At 65.3% G+C, this 20,006-nt stretch carries 21 protein-coding genes and 1 pseudogene; 12 read left to right on the plus strand and 10 right to left on the minus strand.

The features are described from left to right. Positions 1–171: 171 nt before the first annotated feature. Both rpmA and rplU read right to left on the minus strand, forming a co-directional pair. The gene (rpmA, locus tag J7367_RS05330; RefSeq protein WP_003484326.1) at positions 172–432 is read right to left on the minus strand and encodes a 50S ribosomal protein L27; all 261 of its coding nucleotides are present in this window, start codon (positions 430–432) and stop codon (positions 172–174) included. A 12-nt stretch (positions 433–444) separates the two neighbouring features. After that, positions 445–765 carry a 50S ribosomal protein L21 gene (gene rplU / locus J7367_RS05335; RefSeq protein ID WP_003484328.1) on the minus strand — a complete coding sequence of 107 codons (321 nt, stop codon included), beginning with the start codon at positions 763–765 and terminating at the stop codon, positions 445–447. A gap of 292 nt (positions 766–1,057) precedes the next feature. Here rplU and uvrA point away from each other — a divergent pair, with 292 nt between their 5' ends. Together uvrA and J7367_RS05345 are read left to right on the plus strand one after the other, a co-directional pair. Beyond that, positions 1,058–4,024, plus strand: coding sequence for an excinuclease ABC subunit UvrA (gene uvrA / locus J7367_RS05340; RefSeq protein WP_007967520.1), 2,967 nt, complete (start codon positions 1,058–1,060; stop codon positions 4,022–4,024). Then, a complete protein-coding gene (locus J7367_RS05345) occupies positions 4,024–4,428 on the plus strand; it encodes a thioesterase family protein (RefSeq protein WP_007967522.1) in 405 nt (134 codons plus the stop codon). Before uvrA ends, J7367_RS05345 begins: the two co-directional genes overlap by 1 nt. A 116-nt stretch (positions 4,429–4,544) precedes the next feature. Here J7367_RS05345 and J7367_RS05350 read toward each other — a convergent pair whose 3' ends face one another. After that, positions 4,545–5,015 carry a copper chaperone PCu(A)C gene (locus tag J7367_RS05350; RefSeq protein ID WP_057658381.1) on the minus strand — a complete coding sequence of 157 codons (471 nt, stop codon included), beginning with the start codon at positions 5,013–5,015 and terminating at the stop codon, positions 4,545–4,547. 23 nt (positions 5,016–5,038) lie between these two features. On the opposite strand from J7367_RS05350, the gene J7367_RS05355 reads away from it, so the two are divergent. The 4 genes from J7367_RS05355 to J7367_RS05370 all read left to right on the plus strand — a co-directional run bounded on the left by J7367_RS05355 (position 5,039) and on the right by J7367_RS05370 (position 8,236). After that, a complete protein-coding gene (locus tag J7367_RS05355; RefSeq protein WP_057658383.1) occupies positions 5,039–5,809 on the plus strand; it encodes an enoyl-CoA hydratase/isomerase family protein in 771 nt (256 codons plus the stop codon). A 70-nt stretch (positions 5,810–5,879) separates the two neighbouring features. After that, positions 5,880–6,785: an acyl-CoA thioesterase II gene (tesB, locus tag J7367_RS05360; protein ID WP_057658385.1), complete on the plus strand. Its 906-nt coding sequence runs from the start codon at positions 5,880–5,882 to the stop codon at positions 6,783–6,785. A gap of 232 nt (positions 6,786–7,017) precedes the next feature. After that, positions 7,018–7,530, plus strand: a complete 513-nt coding sequence (locus J7367_RS05365; RefSeq protein ID WP_057658387.1) for a DUF2007 domain-containing protein — start codon at positions 7,018–7,020, stop codon at positions 7,528–7,530. 220 nt (positions 7,531–7,750) lie between these two features. Beyond that, positions 7,751–8,236 (plus strand): hypothetical protein, encoded by a 486-nt coding sequence (locus J7367_RS05370; RefSeq protein WP_022559859.1) that lies wholly within the window; start codon positions 7,751–7,753, stop codon positions 8,234–8,236. Between the two features lie 168 nt (positions 8,237–8,404). Here the strand turns inward: J7367_RS05370 and J7367_RS05375 are convergent, their stop codons facing one another. After that, on the minus strand, positions 8,405–9,004 hold the full coding sequence (locus tag J7367_RS05375) for an EF-hand domain-containing protein (RefSeq protein ID WP_007967529.1): 600 nt from the start codon (positions 9,002–9,004) through the stop codon (positions 8,405–8,407). A gap of 40 nt (positions 9,005–9,044) precedes the next feature. Between J7367_RS05375 and J7367_RS05380 the strand changes: the two genes are divergently transcribed. Both J7367_RS05380 and J7367_RS05385 read left to right on the plus strand, forming a co-directional pair. Further along, positions 9,045–9,959, plus strand: a complete 915-nt coding sequence (locus J7367_RS05380) for an arginyltransferase (RefSeq protein WP_007967532.1) — start codon at positions 9,045–9,047, stop codon at positions 9,957–9,959. Beyond that, positions 9,913–11,241, plus strand: a complete 1,329-nt coding sequence (locus J7367_RS05385; RefSeq protein WP_057658389.1) for an endonuclease/exonuclease/phosphatase family protein — start codon at positions 9,913–9,915, stop codon at positions 11,239–11,241. The genes J7367_RS05380 and J7367_RS05385 overlap by 47 nt, the downstream gene beginning before the upstream one ends. A gap of 275 nt (positions 11,242–11,516) precedes the next feature. Here J7367_RS05385 and purT read toward each other — a convergent pair whose 3' ends face one another. Further along, entirely contained in the window at positions 11,517–12,719 is a 1,203-nt protein-coding gene (gene purT, locus J7367_RS05390) for a formate-dependent phosphoribosylglycinamide formyltransferase (RefSeq protein ID WP_057658392.1), read from the minus strand. 124 nt (positions 12,720–12,843) lie between these two features. Here purT and J7367_RS05395 point away from each other — a divergent pair, with 124 nt between their 5' ends. The 4 genes from J7367_RS05395 (at position 12,844) to J7367_RS05410 (ending at position 15,254) form a co-directional block, all read left to right on the plus strand. Continuing rightward, positions 12,844–13,713 (plus strand): SPFH domain-containing protein, encoded by an 870-nt coding sequence (locus J7367_RS05395; RefSeq protein ID WP_057658395.1) that lies wholly within the window; start codon positions 12,844–12,846, stop codon positions 13,711–13,713. 152 nt (positions 13,714–13,865) lie between these two features. Beyond that, on the plus strand, positions 13,866–14,150 hold the full coding sequence (locus J7367_RS05400) for a hypothetical protein (protein WP_057658397.1): 285 nt from the start codon (positions 13,866–13,868) through the stop codon (positions 14,148–14,150). Then, positions 14,147–14,329: a hypothetical protein gene (locus J7367_RS05405; RefSeq protein ID WP_003484354.1), complete on the plus strand. Its 183-nt coding sequence runs from the start codon at positions 14,147–14,149 to the stop codon at positions 14,327–14,329. Before J7367_RS05400 ends, J7367_RS05405 begins: the two co-directional genes overlap by 4 nt. 127 nt (positions 14,330–14,456) lie before the next feature. After that, complete coding sequence (locus J7367_RS05410; RefSeq protein ID WP_057658399.1) at positions 14,457–15,254, plus strand: M15 family metallopeptidase; 798 nt, start codon at positions 14,457–14,459, stop codon at positions 15,252–15,254. Positions 15,255–15,329: 75 nt separating this feature from the next. Here the strand turns inward: J7367_RS05410 and J7367_RS05415 are convergent, their stop codons facing one another. The 5 genes and pseudogenes from J7367_RS05415 to J7367_RS05435 form a co-directional block, all read right to left on the minus strand. After that, entirely contained in the window at positions 15,330–16,004 is a 675-nt protein-coding gene (locus tag J7367_RS05415; protein WP_057658401.1) for a DNA-3-methyladenine glycosylase, read from the minus strand. A 2-nt stretch (positions 16,005–16,006) separates the two neighbouring features. Further along, positions 16,007–16,377: pseudogene (locus J7367_RS05420) on the minus strand (DUF423 domain-containing protein). 96 nt (positions 16,378–16,473) lie between these two features. Beyond that, positions 16,474–17,640 carry an SRPBCC family protein gene (locus J7367_RS05425; RefSeq protein ID WP_007967544.1) on the minus strand — a complete coding sequence of 389 codons (1,167 nt, stop codon included), beginning with the start codon at positions 17,638–17,640 and terminating at the stop codon, positions 16,474–16,476. A gap of 329 nt (positions 17,641–17,969) precedes the next feature. Then, positions 17,970–18,611, minus strand: a complete 642-nt coding sequence (locus J7367_RS05430; protein WP_005915638.1) for a response regulator transcription factor — start codon at positions 18,609–18,611, stop codon at positions 17,970–17,972. Further along, the gene (locus tag J7367_RS05435; protein WP_007967548.1) at positions 18,611–19,807 is read right to left on the minus strand and encodes a sensor histidine kinase; all 1,197 of its coding nucleotides are present in this window, start codon (positions 19,805–19,807) and stop codon (positions 18,611–18,613) included. Before J7367_RS05435 ends, J7367_RS05430 begins: the two co-directional genes overlap by 1 nt. Positions 19,808–20,006: the final 199 nt, after the last annotated feature.

Raw genomic sequence — 20,006 nt, forward strand, 5'->3', positions numbered from 1 at the left:
TCAGCAGGGAAGGATGAGAACGCCAGGACGCCAAGGGATCCGCTCTTGCGAATCCCCAATCCCGAATCCCGACTCCCGGCCCTCAAACGAAAAACCCCGCCGAAGCGGGGCTTTCCGTCTCGTTCGCAGCGCCTTGCGGCACATGCGAACTGGCCTGCATGGAGCGGGCGATTACGCCTCGGCAACCACGCTGACGGTGCGACGCTTCTTCGGCCCCTTGGTGGAGAACTCCACCTTGCCGTCCACCAGGGCGAACAGGGTGTGGTCACGGCCGAGGCCGACGCCAGCACCCGGATGGAACTGGGTGCCGCGCTGCCGCACGATGATGTTGCCGGCGTCGATGGCCTGGCCACCGAAGATCTTCACGCCGAGGTACTTCGGGTTGGAATCGCGACCGTTGCGCGAGGAACCTACGCCCTTTTTATGTGCCATGACTGGTTCTCCTTACTTCTTGTCGCCACCGGCAATGCCGGTGATCTCGATTTCGGTGTAGTGCTGACGGTGTCCCTGACGCTTCATGTGGTGCTTGCGGCGACGGAACTTGATGATGCGCACCTTGTCGGCGCGGCCGTGGGCCACGACCTTGGCGGTGACCGAGGCGCCTTTCAGCGCATCGCCCAGCTTGATGCCATCGCTATCGCCCAGCATCAGGATGGTGTCGAACTTGATCTCGTTGCCAGCTTCGACTTCGAGCTTTTCCACGCGGAGCGTTTCGCCCTGCGCGACGCGGTATTGCTTACCGCCGGTTACCAGAACTGCGTACATGACCAGGTGTTCCTCTGTAGTTATTATGGTCGCCTGACTTGCCCATGGGGCAGACAGGAGCGGAATTGTACTGGCCTAGCCGGTTTCGGGTCAAGTCGCAAGCCGTCTGGCCGCGAATGGCCCGCGATGGGCTGGTAGAACGCATCATCCGGCCGCCACAACGGCCCCGGCAGACTGGCATTTGGGGCAATTGCCCTCACCTAGGTCGGCGGGTAGGCTGATCGACTGCCACTCATTCCTGCTGAGCACGCTCGCACCACTGCCGGTTCGCCGGCCCGACATCGGATCCCCCATGGCGATGGATTTCATCCGCATCCGCGGCGCGCGGACGCACAACCTTAAGAACATCGACCTCGACCTGCCCCGCGACAAACTGATCGTGATCACCGGCCTGTCCGGCTCGGGCAAGTCGTCGTTGGCGTTCGACACCATCTATGCAGAAGGCCAGCGCCGCTACGTCGAGTCGCTGTCGGCGTATGCGCGCCAGTTCCTCAGCGTGATGGAAAAGCCGGACCTGGACCACATCGAAGGCTTGTCGCCGGCGATTTCCATCGAACAGAAATCCACCTCGCACAACCCGCGCTCCACCGTCGGCACGATCACCGAGATCTACGACTACCTGCGCCTGCTCTATGCACGCGTAGGCCAGCCGCGCTGCCCGGACCATGGCTTCCCGCTGGAAGCGCAGACCGTCAGCCAGATGGTCGACCACATGCTCACCCAGGACCAGGAGCAGCGCTACATGCTGCTGGCCCCGGTGATCCGCGAGCGCAAGGGCGAGCATGCACAGGTGTTCGAGCAACTGCGCGCGCAGGGCTTCGTGCGCGTGCGCGTGGACGGCGAGCTGTATGAAATCGATGCGGTGCCGGCATTGGCACTGCGCCAGAAACACACCATCGAAGCGGTGATCGACCGCTTCCGTCCACGCGAAGACATCAAGCAGCGTCTTGCGGAGAGTTTCGAAACCGCGCTCAAGCTCGGCGAAGGCATGGTGGCGGTGCAATCGCTGGACGACCCGGCCGCAGCGCCGCACCTGTTCTCGTCCAAGTACAGCTGCCCGGTGTGCGACTACTCGCTGCCGGAGCTGGAACCGCGCCTGTTTTCGTTCAACGCACCGGTGGGTGCCTGCCCGAGCTGCGATGGCCTGGGCGTGGCCGAATTCTTCGACCCCGATCGCGTGGTCGTGCATCCCGAACTATCGCTGTCGGCCGGCGCGGTGCGCGGCTGGGACCGACGCAATGCCTATTATTTCCAGCTGATTGCTTCGCTGGCCAAGCACTACAAGTTCGACGTGGATGCGGTGTGGAATACGCTGCCGGCCAAGGTGCGCCAGGCGGTGCTGTTCGGCAGTGGCGATGAGGTGATCAGCTTCACCTACTTCACCGATGCGGGCGGGCGCACCACGCGCAAGCACCGCTTCGAAGGCATCCTGCCGAACCTGGAACGTCGCTACCGCGAGACCGAATCGCCGGCGGTGCGCGAAGAACTGACCAAGTACGTCAGCCAGCAGCCCTGCCCCGCCTGCAACGGCACGCGCTTGAATCGCGCTGCGCGCAACGTGTTCGTGGCCGATCGCCCACTACCGGAATTGGTGGTGCTGCCGGTCAACGAGGCGTTGAGCTTTTTCCGTGGCCTGTCGCTGCCGGGTTGGCGCGGCGAGATCGCGGCCAAGATCGTCAAGGAAATCGGCGAGCGACTGGGCTTCCTGGTCGATGTGGGTCTGGATTACCTCACCCTGGAGCGCAAGGCCGACACCTTGTCCGGCGGCGAGGCGCAGCGCATTCGCCTGGCCAGCCAGATCGGCGCCGGCCTGGTCGGGGTGATGTACGTGCTGGACGAGCCCTCGATCGGCCTGCACCAACGCGATAACGAACGCCTGCTCGGCACGCTGACGCGGTTGCGCGATCTGGGCAACACCGTGATCGTGGTCGAGCATGACGAAGATGCGATCCGCCTGGCCGACCATGTGCTGGACATCGGCCCCGGTGCGGGCGTGCATGGCGGCGAAATCTGCGCGCAGGGCACGCTGGACGACATCCTGAAATCGCCACGCTCGTTGACCGGCCAATACCTGTCCGGCAAGCGCCGCATCGAGATTCCAAGGCAGCGCCACAAGCCCAACCCGAAGATGATGCTGCATCTGCGCGGGGCGACCGGCAACAACCTGAAGAATGTCGACCTGGATATTCCCGCCGGTCTGCTGACCTGCATCACCGGTGTGTCCGGCTCGGGCAAGTCGACGTTGATCAACGATACGTTGTTCACCCTGGCGGCCAACGAGATCAACGGCGCCTCGCACACGGTGGCGCCGCATCGCGAGGTCGAGAACCTGGACCTGTTCGACAAGGTGGTGGATATCGACCAGTCGCCGATCGGGCGCACGCCGCGCTCCAATCCGGCGACCTACACCGGCATGTTCACGCCCTTGCGCGAGCTGTTCGCGCAGGTGCCCGAGGCGCGTGCACGCGGCTATTCGCCGGGCCGCTTCAGCTTCAACGTGCGTGGCGGCCGCTGCGAGGCCTGCCAGGGCGACGGCATGATCAAGGTGGAGATGCACTTCCTGCCCGACGTGTACGTGCCCTGCGACGTCTGCCACGGCAAGCGCTACAACCGCGAAACGCTGGAGATCCGCTACAAGGGTTTCAACATCAGCGACGTGCTGCAGATGACCGTGGAAGATGCGCTGCGCCTGTTCGAGCCGGTGCCGTCGATCGCGCGCAAGCTGGAAACGCTGGTCGATGTGGGATTGAGCTACATCAAGCTGGGCCAGAGCGCGACCACGCTCTCCGGCGGCGAAGCGCAGCGCGTCAAGCTGTCCAAGGAGCTGTCGCGGCGCGATACCGGGCGCACCCTGTACATCCTGGACGAGCCGACCACCGGGCTGCACTTCCACGATATCGAAGCGTTGCTCGGCGTGCTGCACAAGCTGCGCGACGAAGGCAACACGGTGGTGGTGATCGAACACAATCTTGACGTGATCAAGACCGCCGACTGGATCGTGGATCTGGGCCCGGAAGGTGGGCATCGTGGCGGCACCATCCTGGTCTCTGGTACGCCGGAGGAAGTGGCCGCGCACAAGCCGTCCTACACCGGGCAGTTCCTGGCCAAGATGCTGCCGTCGGTGAAGGCGCGCGAGACGCGTCCGGCGGCAATGGCCAACAAGCCCGATGCGCGTCCGCCGCGCAAGGTCAAACCGGAGAAGGTGGCCAAGGCCGCCAAATCCGCCACCAAGAAGACTGCGAAGAAGAAGGCAAGCTGATGAGCGAACACAAGGTTCTAGCACGCATCCCGATCAGCGTGCGCTGGCGCGATATGGACAGCATGGGCCATGTCAACAACGCCAAGTACATTTCCTATCTGGAAGAAGCGCGCGTGCGCTGGATGCTGGGCGTGCAAGGCGTGGCGATGACCGACCGCATCGCGCCGGTGGTTGCCGCCACCAATGTCAACTACAAGCAGCCGTTGATCTGGCCCAACGACATCACCGTCGAGTTGTTCGTCGAACGCCTGGGCACCAGCAGCGTGACCATCGGCCACCGCATCTTCGACCAGAAGGACGACAGCAAGCTGTACTCCGATGGCAACGTGGTGGTGGTGTGGATCGATACGCAGACCGGCAAGAGCGCTGCGCTACCGGATGCGGTGCGCGCGGCCAGTAGCTGAATTCCCATCGGCTCAGTGGCTGATGTTGCAGCAACGCGAAAGATCGGCGGCGGCTCCATGTGGAGCCGCCGCTTTCATTGCAATGCTGGCGCAAGTGCGCAACAGCCATCAAACACTCAAGAGCCGGGCGCGCGCTTGCGTGCTTCCAAGGTGGCCTTGATTTGGCGACCGTCCTGCAGGGTAAAGCTCACCGGCACCTGCGCGCCTTCCTGCAACGGCGCACTGGCGTCCATCAGCATCAGGTGCAGGCCGCCCGGCGCCAGCGGCACAGATTTGCCGGCCGGCAATGCCAGTTCGGGCACCGCACGCATGCGGCTGACGCCATTGACCTGTGTGGTTTCGTGCAAGGAGACATCGGCAAATACGCTGCTGTTGGCAGCAGTGATGGTCAGCGGCTGCGCACAGCCGTTATGAAATTGCCCGAACCCGGCGGCCATGCCCATGCCACCGGGCGGCGGGATGCGGATCCAGCCATTCTTGAATTCGGGCAGGCATTGCGCCGACACGCCCGCACTTGCCGCCAGCCCAAACGCCGCGAGCAACGCGCCGGCACACCTAACCCGCCTGCTTCGACTGCCGTCTATCATGACCTGACCTCCAGGAGCCCCGAATGAGCATCCAGATCTTAGACCATGGCCGTCTTCGCGAAATCCGTCTGGCGCGTCCGCCGGTCAACGCGCTGGACAGCGCGTTGTGCCAGGCGTTGAGCGTTGCGGTGCAGCAGGCGGGCGAGGAGGTCGACGGCATCGTGCTGTCGGGCAGCGAGCGGATTTTTTCCGGCGGCATGGATGTGCCGCATCTGCTGGCCCATGGCACCGACCGCGCTGCGCTGCTGGCCAGTTGGACCGCGTTCTTCGATGCGGCGCAGGCGCTGGCCAACAGCCGCGTGCCGGTGGTAGCGGCCATCGGCGGGCATGCGCCGGCCGGCGGCTGCGTGCTGGCGCTGTGCTGCGACTACCGGGTGATGGCGCGCAGTGCCGATACCGCAAGACCCTATACGATTGGCCTCAACGAAGTGCAGGTTGGCCTTGCTGCGCCGGAGGGTATCCAACGCCTGTTGCGCCGCGTGGTGGGTGCGCACCGCGCCGAACGCCTGCTGATCTCCGGGCAACTGCTGCCGGCCGAACAGGCGGTCGCGGTCGGGCTGGTGGACGAACTGGTCGATGGCGAGCTGGTCACCGCGCGTGCGGTGGCGTGGCTGCAGGAGCTGCAGCAGCTTCCCCGCCAACCGATGTTGACCACGCGCGCGATTGCGCGTGCCGACCTGCGCGCGGCATTGGCGCCGGAGTTGATCCAGCTGGAGCGCTTCATCGATGGCTGGTACGCGCCGGACGCGCAGACCGCGCTGCATGGCCTGGTGGCGCGCCTGCAGAAAGCCTGAGCCCTGCCGTCGCGGCGCCCCTTGGGCGGGCCGGTATACTCGCTGTCCGTCGCATGCCCAGGCCAGCCTCTTGTCCGCCACCGCCGAACCCGTCGTCTCCGAACTGATCAGCCTGCTGTCGCTGGAGCGCCTGGAAGACAACCTGTTCCGTGGCCAGAGCCGCGACATCGGCACCAAATACGTGTTCGGTGGGCAGGTGCTGGGCCAGGCGTTGGCGGCAGCGCAGGCGACGGTGGAAAACGGCCGCCAGGCGCATTCGCTGCATGCGTATTTCCTGCGTGCCGGCAATATCGACCACCCCATCGTCTACGACGTCGATCGCACCCGCGATGGCGGCAGTTTCTCGGTACGCCGGGTCACGGCGATCCAGCACGGCAAGGTGATCTTTTTTTGCGCGGCCTCGTTTCAGGAGCGCGAAGAAGGCGCCGAGCATCAGTCGGCGATGCCGGTGGTGCCACCACCGGAAGACATCGAACCGGCCGCCCCGCTGGCACCGGAAGTGTTGGCCAAGCTGCCGGCCAAGGTGCAGCGTTGGCTGTCGCGCGGTGGCCCGTTCGAGTTTCGCCATGTTTTTCCGCGCGACGAACTCAAGCCGCCCAAGCGCCCGCCGTTCCAGCAGATGTGGCTGCGCTTGAACGATCCCATCGGCGACGATGTAGGCCTGCATCAAGCGCTGCTCGCGTACGCGTCGGATTTTCAGTTGCTGGGCACCTCGACATTTCCGCACGGCATCAGCTATTACACGCCGAACGTGCAGATGGCCTCGCTCGATCATGCCCTGTGGTTCCATCGTCCATTCCGTACCGACGACTGGCTGCTGTACTCGCTCGACAGCCCCACCGCGCAGGGCGCGCGCGGTCTGGCTCGCGGGCAGTTTTTCACCCGCGACGGCATGCTGGTGGCCAGCACCACGCAGGAAGGCCTGATCCGGGTGGTGCCCGACGGCAGCGCGATTGCCGTGCCGGCCAAGGAGTAGACCTCACATCGCAACGGCACTGCACCCTGCTTGATGGCCAGTGCGCACCCTGGCTGGGTGAAGGCAGCCGAACACCGCTTCGCGCGCACTGCAGACACCGCAAGCTGGCATGCTTGCCTGCCACGGTCATGCGCATGCGATCCCCTGACCGCATCACCCGCACCTTGATGTTTCATCTTGAACTGGCGCCTCAAGGGTGCCATCTGTTCCGGACCCAACGGCGTTTTCCACCATGCGCAAGATCTTCAGCAGTCAACGTATCGAAACCGCCGAAGGCGTGGCCAATCTCTTGCGCGATGCGGGAATCGAGATCCGCATCAGCAACGGTCGCTCTTATCAAAGCAAGCGCGGCGGCCAGTTCAGCTACCTGGAGCAGAGCAATGCCCAGGCGCAGCCCACCGTCTGGATCGTGCATGCCAACGACCAGCCGCGCGCACGCGAGCTGCTGCGCGACGCCCGTCTGCTGGATACCACCCGCCGCGACCTGCCGAACGTGGAATACACCTTCCGCGAAGGCGAAAACGGCTCCAGCTCCAGTGCGCGCAGCTGGGCCTGGCGTATCCGCCTGGTGTTGCTGCTGGTGATCGGCGCCGTGGCGATGGTGGTGGTGATGCGCCATCGCAACGCGCCGACGCAACTGGCACCAGCGGCCCAGCCGGCATCGCAACAGGCGCCGGCGCCAGATGCCGCACGACCGGCAGCAGAAGACGACGAATTGCGCGTGCGGATCCAGCCGACCCGCTGACCGCAGCGACCCGGCGCGGCCACCCGCTGGTACGACAGTCCTGCTCGTCGGCGCGGTCACATCCGTGCCGGCCTGCGTCGCATGGCATGCGAAGGCAGGCGCCTAGCGAGCAACGTCGCACGATCCGAAGCGATGGGTTCGTATCCGACTGTCGCAGTCATCGGGCAACGCCTGCGCTGCTATAAGCGGCCAGGATCCAACCAGACCCCGGAGTCATGACGTGAAGGCAAGTCTGTTCACCAGTCTGCTGATGATGGTCAGCATGAGCGCGCATGCGGACGGACTCACCAAGTCCGCCGATGGCAAGACGCTATCGGTGAGCTTCGGAGCACCGACCTTCAAGCAGGTGCTCCACTACCGCAAGCTCTACGACAAGAAGCCGTTCCCCGATGCGGAAATCTATTATTTCAGCAACGGCATGTACAAAATCATTTCCCAGGGCGAAAACCATTACGGCGTCTATGTGCTGCAGGGAACATTCGACGACCAGAGCTACACCATCCGGTTCATCTCCCTGCCCTCGGAAGACTGGGGCAACAAGACCGCGTTCCACCAGCTGACCTTCGTGCGCGGCGACCAGCAGAATGTCTTTATCCAGAACGCCATCGTCGACACCGGCGAAGCGATCGCGCAGCAGAACGGCACCTACACGCTGGAGAAGAACACCGTCTCCAATCCGGTTCCCACGTCCTGGAAGCACGACTGAGCGTTGTCGCCGCGCTCAGCGTCTGCCCCAAAACGCAAGCGCCCTCCCGCCAGGCGGAAGGGCGCGGTCGATCGGCGCCTTGTTACGTACTGCAAACAGCTGGGTGAACTCACCGCTCACCCGAGCGGCACTCGCCAATGCGCAACGAGCGCCGCAGTCGGCGATGCCTCAGCGGTTGGTCGCAGGTGCGGTTGCCGGTGCCGGCTTGCCATCGTCGCCGTGCCTGCCCATCCCACCCGGCCCGTGCCCGCCACGCCACTTGGACGCAGCATCGAACTCGGCCTTGCTCAGCTTGCCGTCCTTGTCGGTGTCGGCCTTGGCGAACCACGCATCGCGATGCTGCTGCATGCGCAACTCTCGGTCGGCACGGTCGACGAAGCCGTCCTTATTGAGATCCATCTGGTCGAAGCGTGCAGCGAACTTGGGGTCGGCCTTGGCTTCTTCGCGGCTGATACGGCCATCCTTGTTGGTATCGAGCTTGGCCATCCACTCGCCACGTCCGCCGCGCCCATCGCGACCCGGGCCACGATGATGCGGGCGCTCGTCGCGCGACAGCTTGCCGTCCTTGTTGGTGTCCAGCGTATCGAACTGCGCGGCCAGCGTCGGATCGGCAGCCGCTTCGCTGCGGTCGATCACGCCATCGCCGTTCTTGTCGAGTTTGGCAGGCCGCGGCGCATCGCCGGGAGCCGGCACGGTGGCGGCGAACGCGGTGCCGGTGGACAGCGCGGCCAGCACGGCCAGGGCGAGAAAGGGTTTGCGTGACGTCATGAGACACTCCTGGAAGATAGGAACCACACGCGGCACCTGCATGGGCCGCATCGCGTGGGTGGTGCGTGCGGATCGTCCGTGCGCTGCCACCAACACCCCCATCAACGACCCATCGATGCGCGCGTTGACGTCCAGGGCGGACGTATTCATCCGGCGGACAGTCGCCGCTGATGCGACGCGCAGGCGCTATCCTTCGGCCATGGCCATCCATGCCGACACCCACGACGACCTGCGCCTGTTCCAGACCGGCGAGCATGCCTGTGGCTATTGGTCCGACCGGCAGGCGCGCGATCTGGTGCTGGATCCGCACGATCCGCGCCTGGGGGCGATCTATCCGCAAGCGCTGGCATGGGGCTTTCGTCGCTCCGGCGATCTGGTCTACCGGCCGCACTGCGAACGGTGCCGTGCCTGTGTGCCGGTACGCATCGCGGTGGATGCGTTTCACCCGGACCGCAGCCAACGCCGTTGCCTGGCGCGTAACCGGGATCTGGTGGTGCGCGTGGTGGCCGCCGAGCGCACCGACGAACAACTCGCGCTCTATCGCCAATACCTCAAGCACCGGCATCCCGGCGGCGGCATGGACGAACATGGCGCCACCGAATTCGACCAGTTCCTGATCGGCGGCTGGTCCCACGGGCGCTTTCTGGAGATCCGTGAACCGGCGATTGCGCATTTGCCTGGCCGGCTGCTGGCTGTCGCAGTGACCGATGTCACCGAGCATGCGCTGTCGGCGGTGTACACGTTCTACGCGCCGGAGGCGGCAGCGCGCAGCCTGGGCACGTTTGCGATCCTGCAGCAGATCCAGTGGGCGCAACGCGAGCGACGCGCGCATCTGTATCTGGGGTACTGGATCGATGGCCACGCGAAGATGAACTACAAGCGCCGCTTCAGCGCACTGGAAGCCTACGATGGTCGCCACTGGCGCGGCTTGCCCGCCCACGCATCGGTCGACTGACCCGCCGGATTGCGACATCGGCGTGTCGCATCCCGCATGCGAGAATCTTGCAATGATCAAACCTCTCCTGCTGCTCGCGCTGACCGCCTTGTGCGCGGCCTGCGCCCACCCCGCGCCCTCGCCCAAGATGCAGACCGACACCCTCGCCGCCCGGCCGGCCGCGGCACAGCTGCGCATCGCCACCTACAACACCTCGCTGTATTCGGACGAGGCCGGCGGCCTGATTCGCGAGCTGCAGGGCGATAGCGCGCATGCGCGCAAGATCGCTGCGGTACTGCAGCGCGTGCGCCCGGATCTGGTGCTGCTCAACGAATTCGACTTCAACCCGGAACATCGCGCTGCCGACCTGTTCCAGCAACGTTATCTGCAGGTGGCCCAGCCGGGCGGCGGCGAGGCGTTGCGGTATCCGTACCGCTATCTGGCACCGGTCAATACCGGCGTGCCGAGCGGCCTGGATCTGGACAACAACGGCAGCGCCGGCGGCGAAGGACGCGCGCGTGGCAACGACGCGTGGGGCTATGGGCTGCATCCCGGCCAGTACGGCATGCTGGTGTTGTCGCGTTATCCGATCGATGCGCAGGCAGTGCGGAGCTTCCAGCTGCTGAAGTGGAGCGCGCTACCTGGCGCACTGCGGCCGATCGATCCGGCCAGCAAGACGTCCTACTACAGCGATGCCATCTGGGCGCAACTGCGGCTGTCGTCCAAATCGCATTGGGATGTGCCGGTGCGCACGCCGGTGGGTGTCGTGCATGCGCTGGTGTCGCACCCCACCCCGCCGGTGTTCGACGGTGCCGAGAAACGCAACGCCGCGCGCAACCACGACGAACTGCAGCTGTGGCGCGCGTACCTGGACAACGCACCCGACAGCCAACGCTGGCTGTGCGACGACAAGGGCGGTTGCGGCGGCCTGGCTGCCGATGCGCGCTTCGTCATCCTGGGCGATCTGAACAACGACCCGGTCGATGGTGCCGGCCGCCATGAGGCGATCCGCGCGTTGATCCATCACCCGCGCGTGCTGCAGTACCCCACACCGCACAGCGATGGCGGCCCGGAAAAAACCGCCGAATACGCCGCGCTGGGCATCGCCCACAGCGGCGACCCGCATCAGGTCACCGGTGACTTCGGCCCGCAGGCCGGCACCATGCGCCTGGACTACGTGCTGCCGTCGCGCCAGTTCACCCTGATCGGCAGCGGCATTTTCTGGCCAGCCAGCAACGCGCCGGAAGCGGCGATCGCCGATGGCAGCGACCATCATGCGGTGTGGATCGACCTGGCTGAGTAGCTGAGATTGGGGAGTCGGGATTAGGGATTCGGAATGGCGAATTCCTGATAACGCCTGCGTTCTCGGCGCTTGGTGACTAGCGAGACGCAGAAGTGAGCGGCTGGCTGTGCCGAGATGCGCAGCCCGGCTTGTAGTGAATCGATCGCGTTGCATTGCCTCGCGTGGCCGATCGGCTGGCGGCATGGCTCATCAGTGAGAATGCGCACCAAAGCCTGCCGCGCTTGGCGCGTTGAAGCAATGCAGCGTTGCGCTGCACTGCTTCGGGCTTGACGCGCTCAGGCCTGCAGCTGGATCGTCAACGCGGCAGCGGCTACGCGCGCCTTCTCACGCGCAGCATCGACGCTGTCCGCACGCGCCAGGGTGACGCCGACGCGGCGATGGCCGTACACGCGGGGCTTGCCGAACAAGCGCAGTGCGGTGTCCGGGTCGCGCAGTGCCTCGGCCACGTTGTCGAACGCCGGCACGCCATTGCCGTGCGCCAGCAACGCGCACGATGCCGAGGGGCCGGCCTGACGGATCACGCCGCCGTCCTGCGCGCCCACCGGCAGGCCGAGAATGGCGCGGGCATGCAGCGCGAATTCGCTCAGTTCCTGCGAGACCAGTGTGACCAGGCCGGTGTCGTGCGGGCGCGGCGAGACTTCGCTGAACCACACCTCGTCGCCCTTGACGAACAACTCCACGCCGAACAGGCCCCAGCCGCCGAGCTCGTCGGTGATGGCCTTGGCGATCTGCTGGGAGCGGCGCAACGCAGCGGCCGACATCGGCTGCGGCTGCCAGCTTTCGCGGTAGTCGCCGTCCTGCTGCCAATGCCCGATGGGATCGCAGAACGAAGTGCCGCCGGCATGCCGCACGGTGAGCAAGGTAATTTCGTAATCGAAATCGATGAAGCCTTCGACGATGCAGCGACCGGCACCGGCACGTCCGCCGGTCTGCGCGTACTCCCATGCCGCATCGATATCGGCGTCGCTGCGCAGGGTGCTCTGGCCCTTGCCCGAGGACGACATCACCGGCTTGACCACGCACGGCAAGCCCACCGCGGCAATTGCATCGCGATACTCCTCGACGGTATCGACAAAGCGATACGGCGAAGTAGGCAGGCCCAGCGTTTCGGCTGCCAGGCGGCGAATGCCTTCGCGGTCCATGGTCAGGCGCGCGGCACGCGCCGTCGGGATGACCTTCTGGCCTTGCTCGCGTTCCAGCGCCACCAGGGTTTCGGTATGGATCGCTTCGATCTCCGGCACGATCAGATGCGGCCGCTCGCTGGCGATCAGCGCACGCAGCGCGGCGGGGTCGAGCATGTCCAGCACATGCGAGCGGTGCGCCACCTGCATCGCCGGTGCATTGGCATAGCGGTCGGCCGCGATCACCTCCACACCGAAACGCTGCAGCTCGATCGCCACTTCCTTGCCCAGTTCGCCCGAGCCCAACAACAACACGCGGGTGGCGGAAGGCGATAACGGCGTGCCGAGAGTGGTCATGAGCGCGGTCCAGAGCGAGAGGGGCCGCCATTCTAACGGTTGCCCACTGCCACGCCGACGAACGGCTATTGTTTAACTGATATCACATTGATATCTTTTCACCATTCCACAAGGACTCGCGCTCATGAAAGAGAAGCCGATCGGTTCGTTGCCCGGCATTCCCGTCGTCCTCGTCGCAGGCGCCGGCCTCCTCGCTGCCGCCTGGTACGTGCTGACGATGATGGCCAGCACCAGCGTCACGCCAGGGGCGTTCATCGCCGCGGTGCTGATCGCGGCGGCGTGCATTTTCATGTTGGCCGGCCTGTATACGTTGGAGCCCAACCAGGCAGCGGTGCTGAGCCTGTTCGGCAAGTACGTCGGTACCGTCAAGGACGCTGGCCTGCGCTGGAATGTGCCGTTCTATGCCAAGCGTCGCGTCAGCCAGCGCGTGCGCAATTTCGAAAGCGGACGACTCAAGGTCAACGAGCTGGATGGCAGCCCGATCGAAATCGCTGCGGTGATCGTATGGCAGGTGCTGGATGCCTCCGAAGCGGTCTACAACGTCGACGACTACGAAAGCTTCGTGCATATCCAGTCCGAAGCGGCGCTGCGCGCGATGGCGACCAGCTATCCGTACGACCAGCACGACGACGGCCAGATCTCGCTGCGCAGCCATCCGGCCGAAATCAGCGAGCAGCTCAAGCGGCATCTGGACGAGCGCCTGACCCAGGCCGGCGTGGATGTGATCGAGGCGCGCATCAGCCACCTCGCCTATGTGCCGGAAATCGCCCAGGCGATGCTGCAGCGCCAGCAGGCCAATGCCGTCATCGCCGCACGCTCGCGCATCGTTGCCGGCGCAGTGGGAATGGTCGAAATGGCGCTGTCGGAGTTGCAGAAGAATGGCGTGGTGCAGCTGGACGAAGAGCGCAAGGCGCATATGGTCAGCAACCTGCTTACCGTGTTGTGCTCGGATCGCGGCACCCAACCGGTAGTCAACGCCGGCTCGTTGTACTGAGGGCAGCCAACAGGAGGCCTGCTCTCACCGCCGGAAGGGCGCAGCCACTGTTCGGAATCGGCCACTCGTACACTGCGCCTGTGGGCGCGCCCTCCACGCCCCCCCTGGCGACCGCTCGCTTACGTTGCGTCAGCCACTTTGAGATCGATCCGATGAATGTCATGGTGCCCCTGGTGGTTGCGCTTTCCGGCTTGTCCGCGCTGGCCATCGCCGCGTCCATCGGCGCCGACGATGACGACCGCGCACGCGGGCTGGGCCTGCGCTGGGCGTTGATCAGCCTGGTGATTCTGGTCGGCGCCGCATGCCTGTACTGGGCTGGCGACAACCGCGCCGGCATCTATGCAGTGGTGATCGGCATGCTCGTCGGCGTCAACGCGTTGATCGTGTCGATGGTGCTGCACCTGCGCCGTCACGGTGGCCGCAGAGACGGCAAATGAGCGAAAAAAAAGCCTACCCGCTGCGTATCAACGCCGATGTGTTGGCCGCCGTGCAGCGCTGGGCCGACGACGAATTGCGCAGCCTCAATGCGCAGATCGAATACGTGCTGCGCGATGCGTTACGCAAGGCTGGCCGGCTACCGAAGCCGCAGGGCGAAAAAGAAAAATCCGAAAATTGATCATGCGCCGCCGATCATCCAGACGCGACTGCGCACCGGTGTAGCGGTTCCCCGGTCCGGATCGGCGCGGGGTCACAGCGCCTGGCTGGACTGGCAGCGCTCACCTGGCAACGGCTAAGCTGCGTAGATGCGTCATCTTCAACGTGTACTCCTCAATACCAGCGCGATCGAGCTGTGGCCGGCCGATCTGCTGCGCGCGCGCGGCAATGCGGATGCACGTGTGCTGGCACAGGCCGACTGGCTATTGCGACGCAAATGCGATGGGCGCTATCTGGCTGCACATCTTCCGCAGGGTCTGATGCCGCTGATCCCGCGGCTGGCACGCGAGCCTGGCCTGGACGAAGCATTGGACCGTCTGCAGACCGCAACCGGCCGCATCGGCCAGGTACACGACGCCACGCTGCCAATCGACGGATTGCAGCGCCGACTGAGCCAGCTCGGGCTCGCCGCCGACGACTACGTGCAACGGACCGGCCTGCAGTTGATGGCCGAACCGGCCGCACTGCAGTTTGCCGGACGCGATCGCTTCGGCCGCCCGCTGTGGCTCAGTGCCAGCGCTGCACGCGCATGGCGACAGATGCGCGCGGCTGCGCTGCGCGCAGACATCGTGCTCGATGCGATTTCCGGCTACCGCAGCCACGACTACCAACTGGGCATCTTCGAGCGCAAGTTCGCGCGCGGGCTTACCCTGGAACAGATCCTGACGGTCAACGCAGCGCCGGGTTTCAGCGAACACCACAGCGGCGACGCACTGGATCTGGGCACACCGGGCGAGCCGCCGGCCGAAGAGTCCTTCGAAGCCACGCCCGCATTCGCCTGGTTGTGCAGCCACGCGCACGCGTTCGGCTACCGCCTGAGTTATCCACGCAACAACCCGCATGGCATCGTCTACGAACCGTGGCATTGGTGTTGGTCGGCGCGATGAGCCGGCCGAACGTCATGCGCCACGCAACCCGGCTGGACCCAACCGCCCGTCGCGTCTGCCCCGCATGCGAGCGCCCTACTCCTGCGAACGCGGTGTCGGCACCTTGGTTGCCACGCTGAAGTCGGCAATCTTCCACAGATAGAACGCGGCATAGGTGCGGTACGGGCCCCAGCGTTCGCCGCGTGCGGCCAGTTCCCCGGGGGTGGGCATCTGCTCCTGCCTGTCCACGCGCTGCGCCCCTTTGCGCACGCCCAGGTCGTCGATGGGCAGCAGATCCGGGCGGCCCAGGCGGAACATCAGCATCATTTCCACCGTCCAGCGGCCGATGCCGCGCACCGGCACCAGTGCCTGCACGATGGCTTCCTCGTCCATGAAGGCAAGCCTGCGCAGCGAGGGAATCTCGCCTTCGCTTTCGCGGCGTGCCAGATCGCGCAGGGCCAGCGCCTTGTTACCCGAAACGCCGCAGGCACGCAGCGCCGCATCGTCGATACGACCGAGGGTGTCCGCATGCAGCCGCTGCGCGCCGATCGCCACTTCCACCCGCGCCACGATGGTCGAAGCCGCCTTGCCGCTGAGTTGCTGAAACAGGATGGCGCGTGCCAGCGCGTCCACCGGGTCGAAGGGTTTGTGCCACCCCGGTTGCGGGGCGATCGGGCCGATGCGCTTCATCCACGCACCCAGTGCGCGATCGCGCCGGGACACGTGCGCGAACGCAGCCTCCACATCGAATCCGCGGGCATGGCGCGGCATGCTCAGCGCCTCAACGCACCAATGGCCAGCACCACCCAGCCCAGCATCAGGCCAACTCCGCCGACCGGCGCCAGGGTGGTCGGCCACTGCAGCAACGCCCCCCGACCAGGCTGCCGGCAAACAGCAAGGTGCCGAGCAACAGCAGGTACAAGCCCGCCCGGCCCAGTGCGCGCGTTTCGGTGGCGCCCAGCACGGTGAGGACCGCGCCATGGCCGAACGCATACAACGACGCCACCTGCAGCCGCGACTGCATCACCGCATCGGCAACGCCGTGCGAGGCATAGGCCGATAGACCGACGGCAATGGCCGCCAGCAGGCCGCCGCAGAAGGCCAGCAGCGAGGGGTGTTTCTTACGACGATCGAGCAAAGACATGCAGGCAACTTCCGTGACAGCGCCGCAGCGCAAAAAAAAACGCGCCGCAAGACTGCGGCGCGTTTTCGTCTGGATCAGCTCATCGTGGTGAGACGATTACTTGATGGCCCAGTAGACGTCGTACGTGCCGTCCTGGGTGAACGACTTGTCCACGCCACCCTTCCAGGATTCGTACGGACGATCGGTCACGTCCATGCCGCTGGTGGCGGCCCAGGCACGCAGCGAGTTACGCACTGCATCCAGGCCGGCCATATGGCCTGCGTAGGTCGCAAATGCCGAACGGTGCGCCGGAACCCGCTGGTACTTCACCGGTGCCTCGGACGGAATGTTGAGCTTCAGCTCTTCGCCCGTTGCAGCCACCGGGGTTGCATCGGCGGGTGCCGCAGCAGCCGCGTCGTCCTTCTTGGCGTCGGCCTTGGCATCGGTCTTCGGAGCACCACCAGCGCGCTTGCGCACCGGCTGCACCACGTCGAAGGCGTACTTGTCGGAAGCGAAGTCGGTGGTCACGATGCGCACCGGGCCAACCGCCTCAAGGCCGTTGGAATCCATCACGCGCTTGATCCACTCCTGGTTGTCCTTGATCGACTTCTTGATCGTCTCGTTGTCACGATCGATGTTGCCCGCGGTGACGACCAACAGGTCCTCGGCCGGCACATCGACGATCTTGAGGTCGCTCAACACCGGCTTGCCGTCAAGCTCGGCGCGGTAGTCGAAGTTCGGCACGGTGGCCAGTGCGGTCGCCAGACGCGACAGACCCAGCTTCAGGTCGTCGCCCACATGGCGGCTGACGTACAGGCCGGCATAACGACCAAACAGGTTCCAGCCGTACTTGACGCTGTAATCCTGGGTGATCTTGACGTTCTTGTTGTTCTTGCCGGTCGGCACCAGGGTGAAATTGGTGACCTTGTCGTAGCCCTTGGTGGGATCTTCGATTGCGATCTCAACACGCTCGTTCTTGACGCTGTTGGTGATCTCCCAGCTGCCGTTGCCGATATAGCCCTCGGTGGAGCTGTATTCGACGCGTGCACCCTTGCCTTCTTCCGGGCCGGCCAGCTTCAGCTGGATCTTCGGGTCACGCAGCACAAGCGGGTTCCAATCCTTGAAACGACGGAAGCTGTTCACGGTGTCGTAAACAATCGTCATCCTGCGGTTGGTCTCAACACTCTCGGACATCTGCCGCTCCGAGGGCAACACCAAGCCCACCACGACAAACAAGCCAGCCACGATCCCCAAGGCGATCAGGAACTCGATAATACGGGTCATTCAGGAGGTCTCCGGGGCCGATCCCACGGCCGGGTTGAGTGAAGCGAAGCCACCATCCTAGCAGGCTTCGAGAAAGATGTTCAGTTGTGCGACGGGTAGCGCGGTCTTGCGGTGTCATTCACCGCGTAACGCGGCGCCTGGGGGATGCGCAATCCCAACCTGCACAAGGGCTTGGGCGATTGCGCGCCGCTATCATGCACATCACGCGCTGCGTGCGTGTGATGTTGCCGCTGCCAGGCGGCATGGGCCGCCCGTCTCGCGGTCCGACCGACGCTGCAGCGGCCTGAATGCGAGTCCGGCGCCTGCTGCAGGCGGGCGCGGCGCCGAGCTCACACCAGCTGCAGCTCGAACGCTTTCAGCACCGCGCGGGTGCGGTCGCGTACGCCGAGCTTGGAGAGGATGTTGGAAACGTGATTCTTGATGGTGCCTTCGGCCACGCCCAGCGAGTTGGCGATTTCCTTGTTGGAGAACCCGCTCGCCATCAGCCGCAGGATCTCGGTCTCGCGGTCGGTGAGCGGATCGGGACGGTCCAGGCTGACGAACTCGTTGCGCATGTGCTCCAAGCCCGACAGCAGGCGCTGGGTCACCGCCGGCTGCACCAGCGAGCCGCCGTCGGCGACGGTGCGGATGGCGCCGACCAGCTGTTCCAGCGAAACGTCCTTGAGCAGATAGCCCTTGGCGCCGGCCTTGAGCCCGGCCAGCACCAGTTGGTCGTCGTCGAAGGTGGTCAGGATGATCGTCGGCGGCAGGGCGCCGTTGCGCGAGAGCATCTGCAGCGCTTCCAGTCCGGACATCACCGGCATGCGCATGTCCATCAGCACCACGTCCGGCTGGATCTGCGGAATCTGCTCCACCGCCTGCTTGCCGTCGGAGGCCTCGGCCACCACCTCGATGCCGTCGTCCAGCGCCAACAGCGAGCGGATCCCCTGGCGCACCAGGGTTTGATCGTCGACCAGGCACACACGGATCATCACAACACTCCTTGGGTCACGGCCGCAGGCATCAGTGCCGGCGCGCCTGGAACGGCGATGCGCAGGCCAAAGCCCTCACCCCGCCGGGTTTGAATTTCGAGCTGCCCACCATACTGGTTCAGCCGCTCGCGCATGCCGCGCAGCCCGTTGCCGGGCGCGACCGCATCGGCGCCGTGGCCGTCGTCGCGGGCGTCGATCAGCACCGTATCGGCATCGCGGCGCACCTGGATCCACAGGTTGCGCGCGCCGGCATGGCGCACCGCATTGGTGATGATTTCCTGGGTACAGCGCAGCAGCACGTGGGCGCGCTCGGGGTCGTCCAGGGTCAGCGGCTGGGCGATATCCAGGTGGATATCCAGCGACGGCACCTGGGTCACCAGCGGGCGCAGCGCCGCTTCCAGGTCGATCGCGCCGCTGTCGCGCAGATGGCTGACCGCCTCGCGCACATCGGTGAGCAACAGTTTGGCCAGCGTGTGCGCCTGGCGCACATGCTCCTGGGCCTGGCCCTCGGTGATGTGGCCGGCCACTTCCAGGTTGAGACTGAGCGCGGTGAGGTGGTGGCCGAGCAGGTCGTGCAGCTCGCGCGAGATGCGGGTGCGCTCGTTGATGCGCGCGCTCTCGGCCAGCAGTGCGCGGGTGGCGCGCAGTTCGGCGTTGAGCCGGCGCTGCTCTTCGCGCGCATCGGTCTGCTGGCGGGCCACCAGGCTGGTGACGAAGATGAACATCGAAAATCCGCCATACAACAGCGACTGCATCAGCGCCGCGAACAGGGTGAAGTCCGGGCGCAGGTAGTAGAACACCGGCAGCACCGCCAGCTGGCTCAGCACCAGCCACAGCACGCCCACGCGCAGCGGCAGCAGCCACGGGATCACCCCTGCCGCCACCATCATCAGGATGCTGCCGAGTCCGGTTCCGCTCAGATAGCTCACCGCCAGCGCGCAGATGGTGAGCAGCAACAGGATCAACCGGTCGTACCAGTGCGCGTGACCGCCGCTGTTCAAGCCGCGGGTCAACCAGAAGTAGCTGGCGCCGAAGCCGATGAAGAATGCCGACATCATCACCGCCTCGGCCACGCTGCGGTGGTCGCCCTCTTCGGCCGGCGGCCAGTAGGTGTACACCAAGGGCATGACGATCATCGCCCAGGTGAACAGGCCGGCGAAGCGCAGGACGCGCGTATGACTGAGGTATCCCAACATGTCCGCATCTTAGGCGTAAGCGAGCGCGCTGCCCTCTTGCCGGAAGTCATGCATGCTGCGCGCGCACGGGTCGCGGATGTCGGGCCCGCACAGCGCCTGTGCTGGCGCGCCGTTGCACGCCGGCACCTGCCGCGCGCCGGCCGATCGCATGCGCTGGGTCGCCGCTTCAGGCCACGCATGTAATAATCCAACGCAGATC

It is taken from the genome of Xanthomonas sp. D-36-1, assembly GCF_017746155.1.
Lineage (GTDB): Bacteria > Pseudomonadota > Gammaproteobacteria > Xanthomonadales > Xanthomonadaceae > Xanthomonas > Xanthomonas cissicola.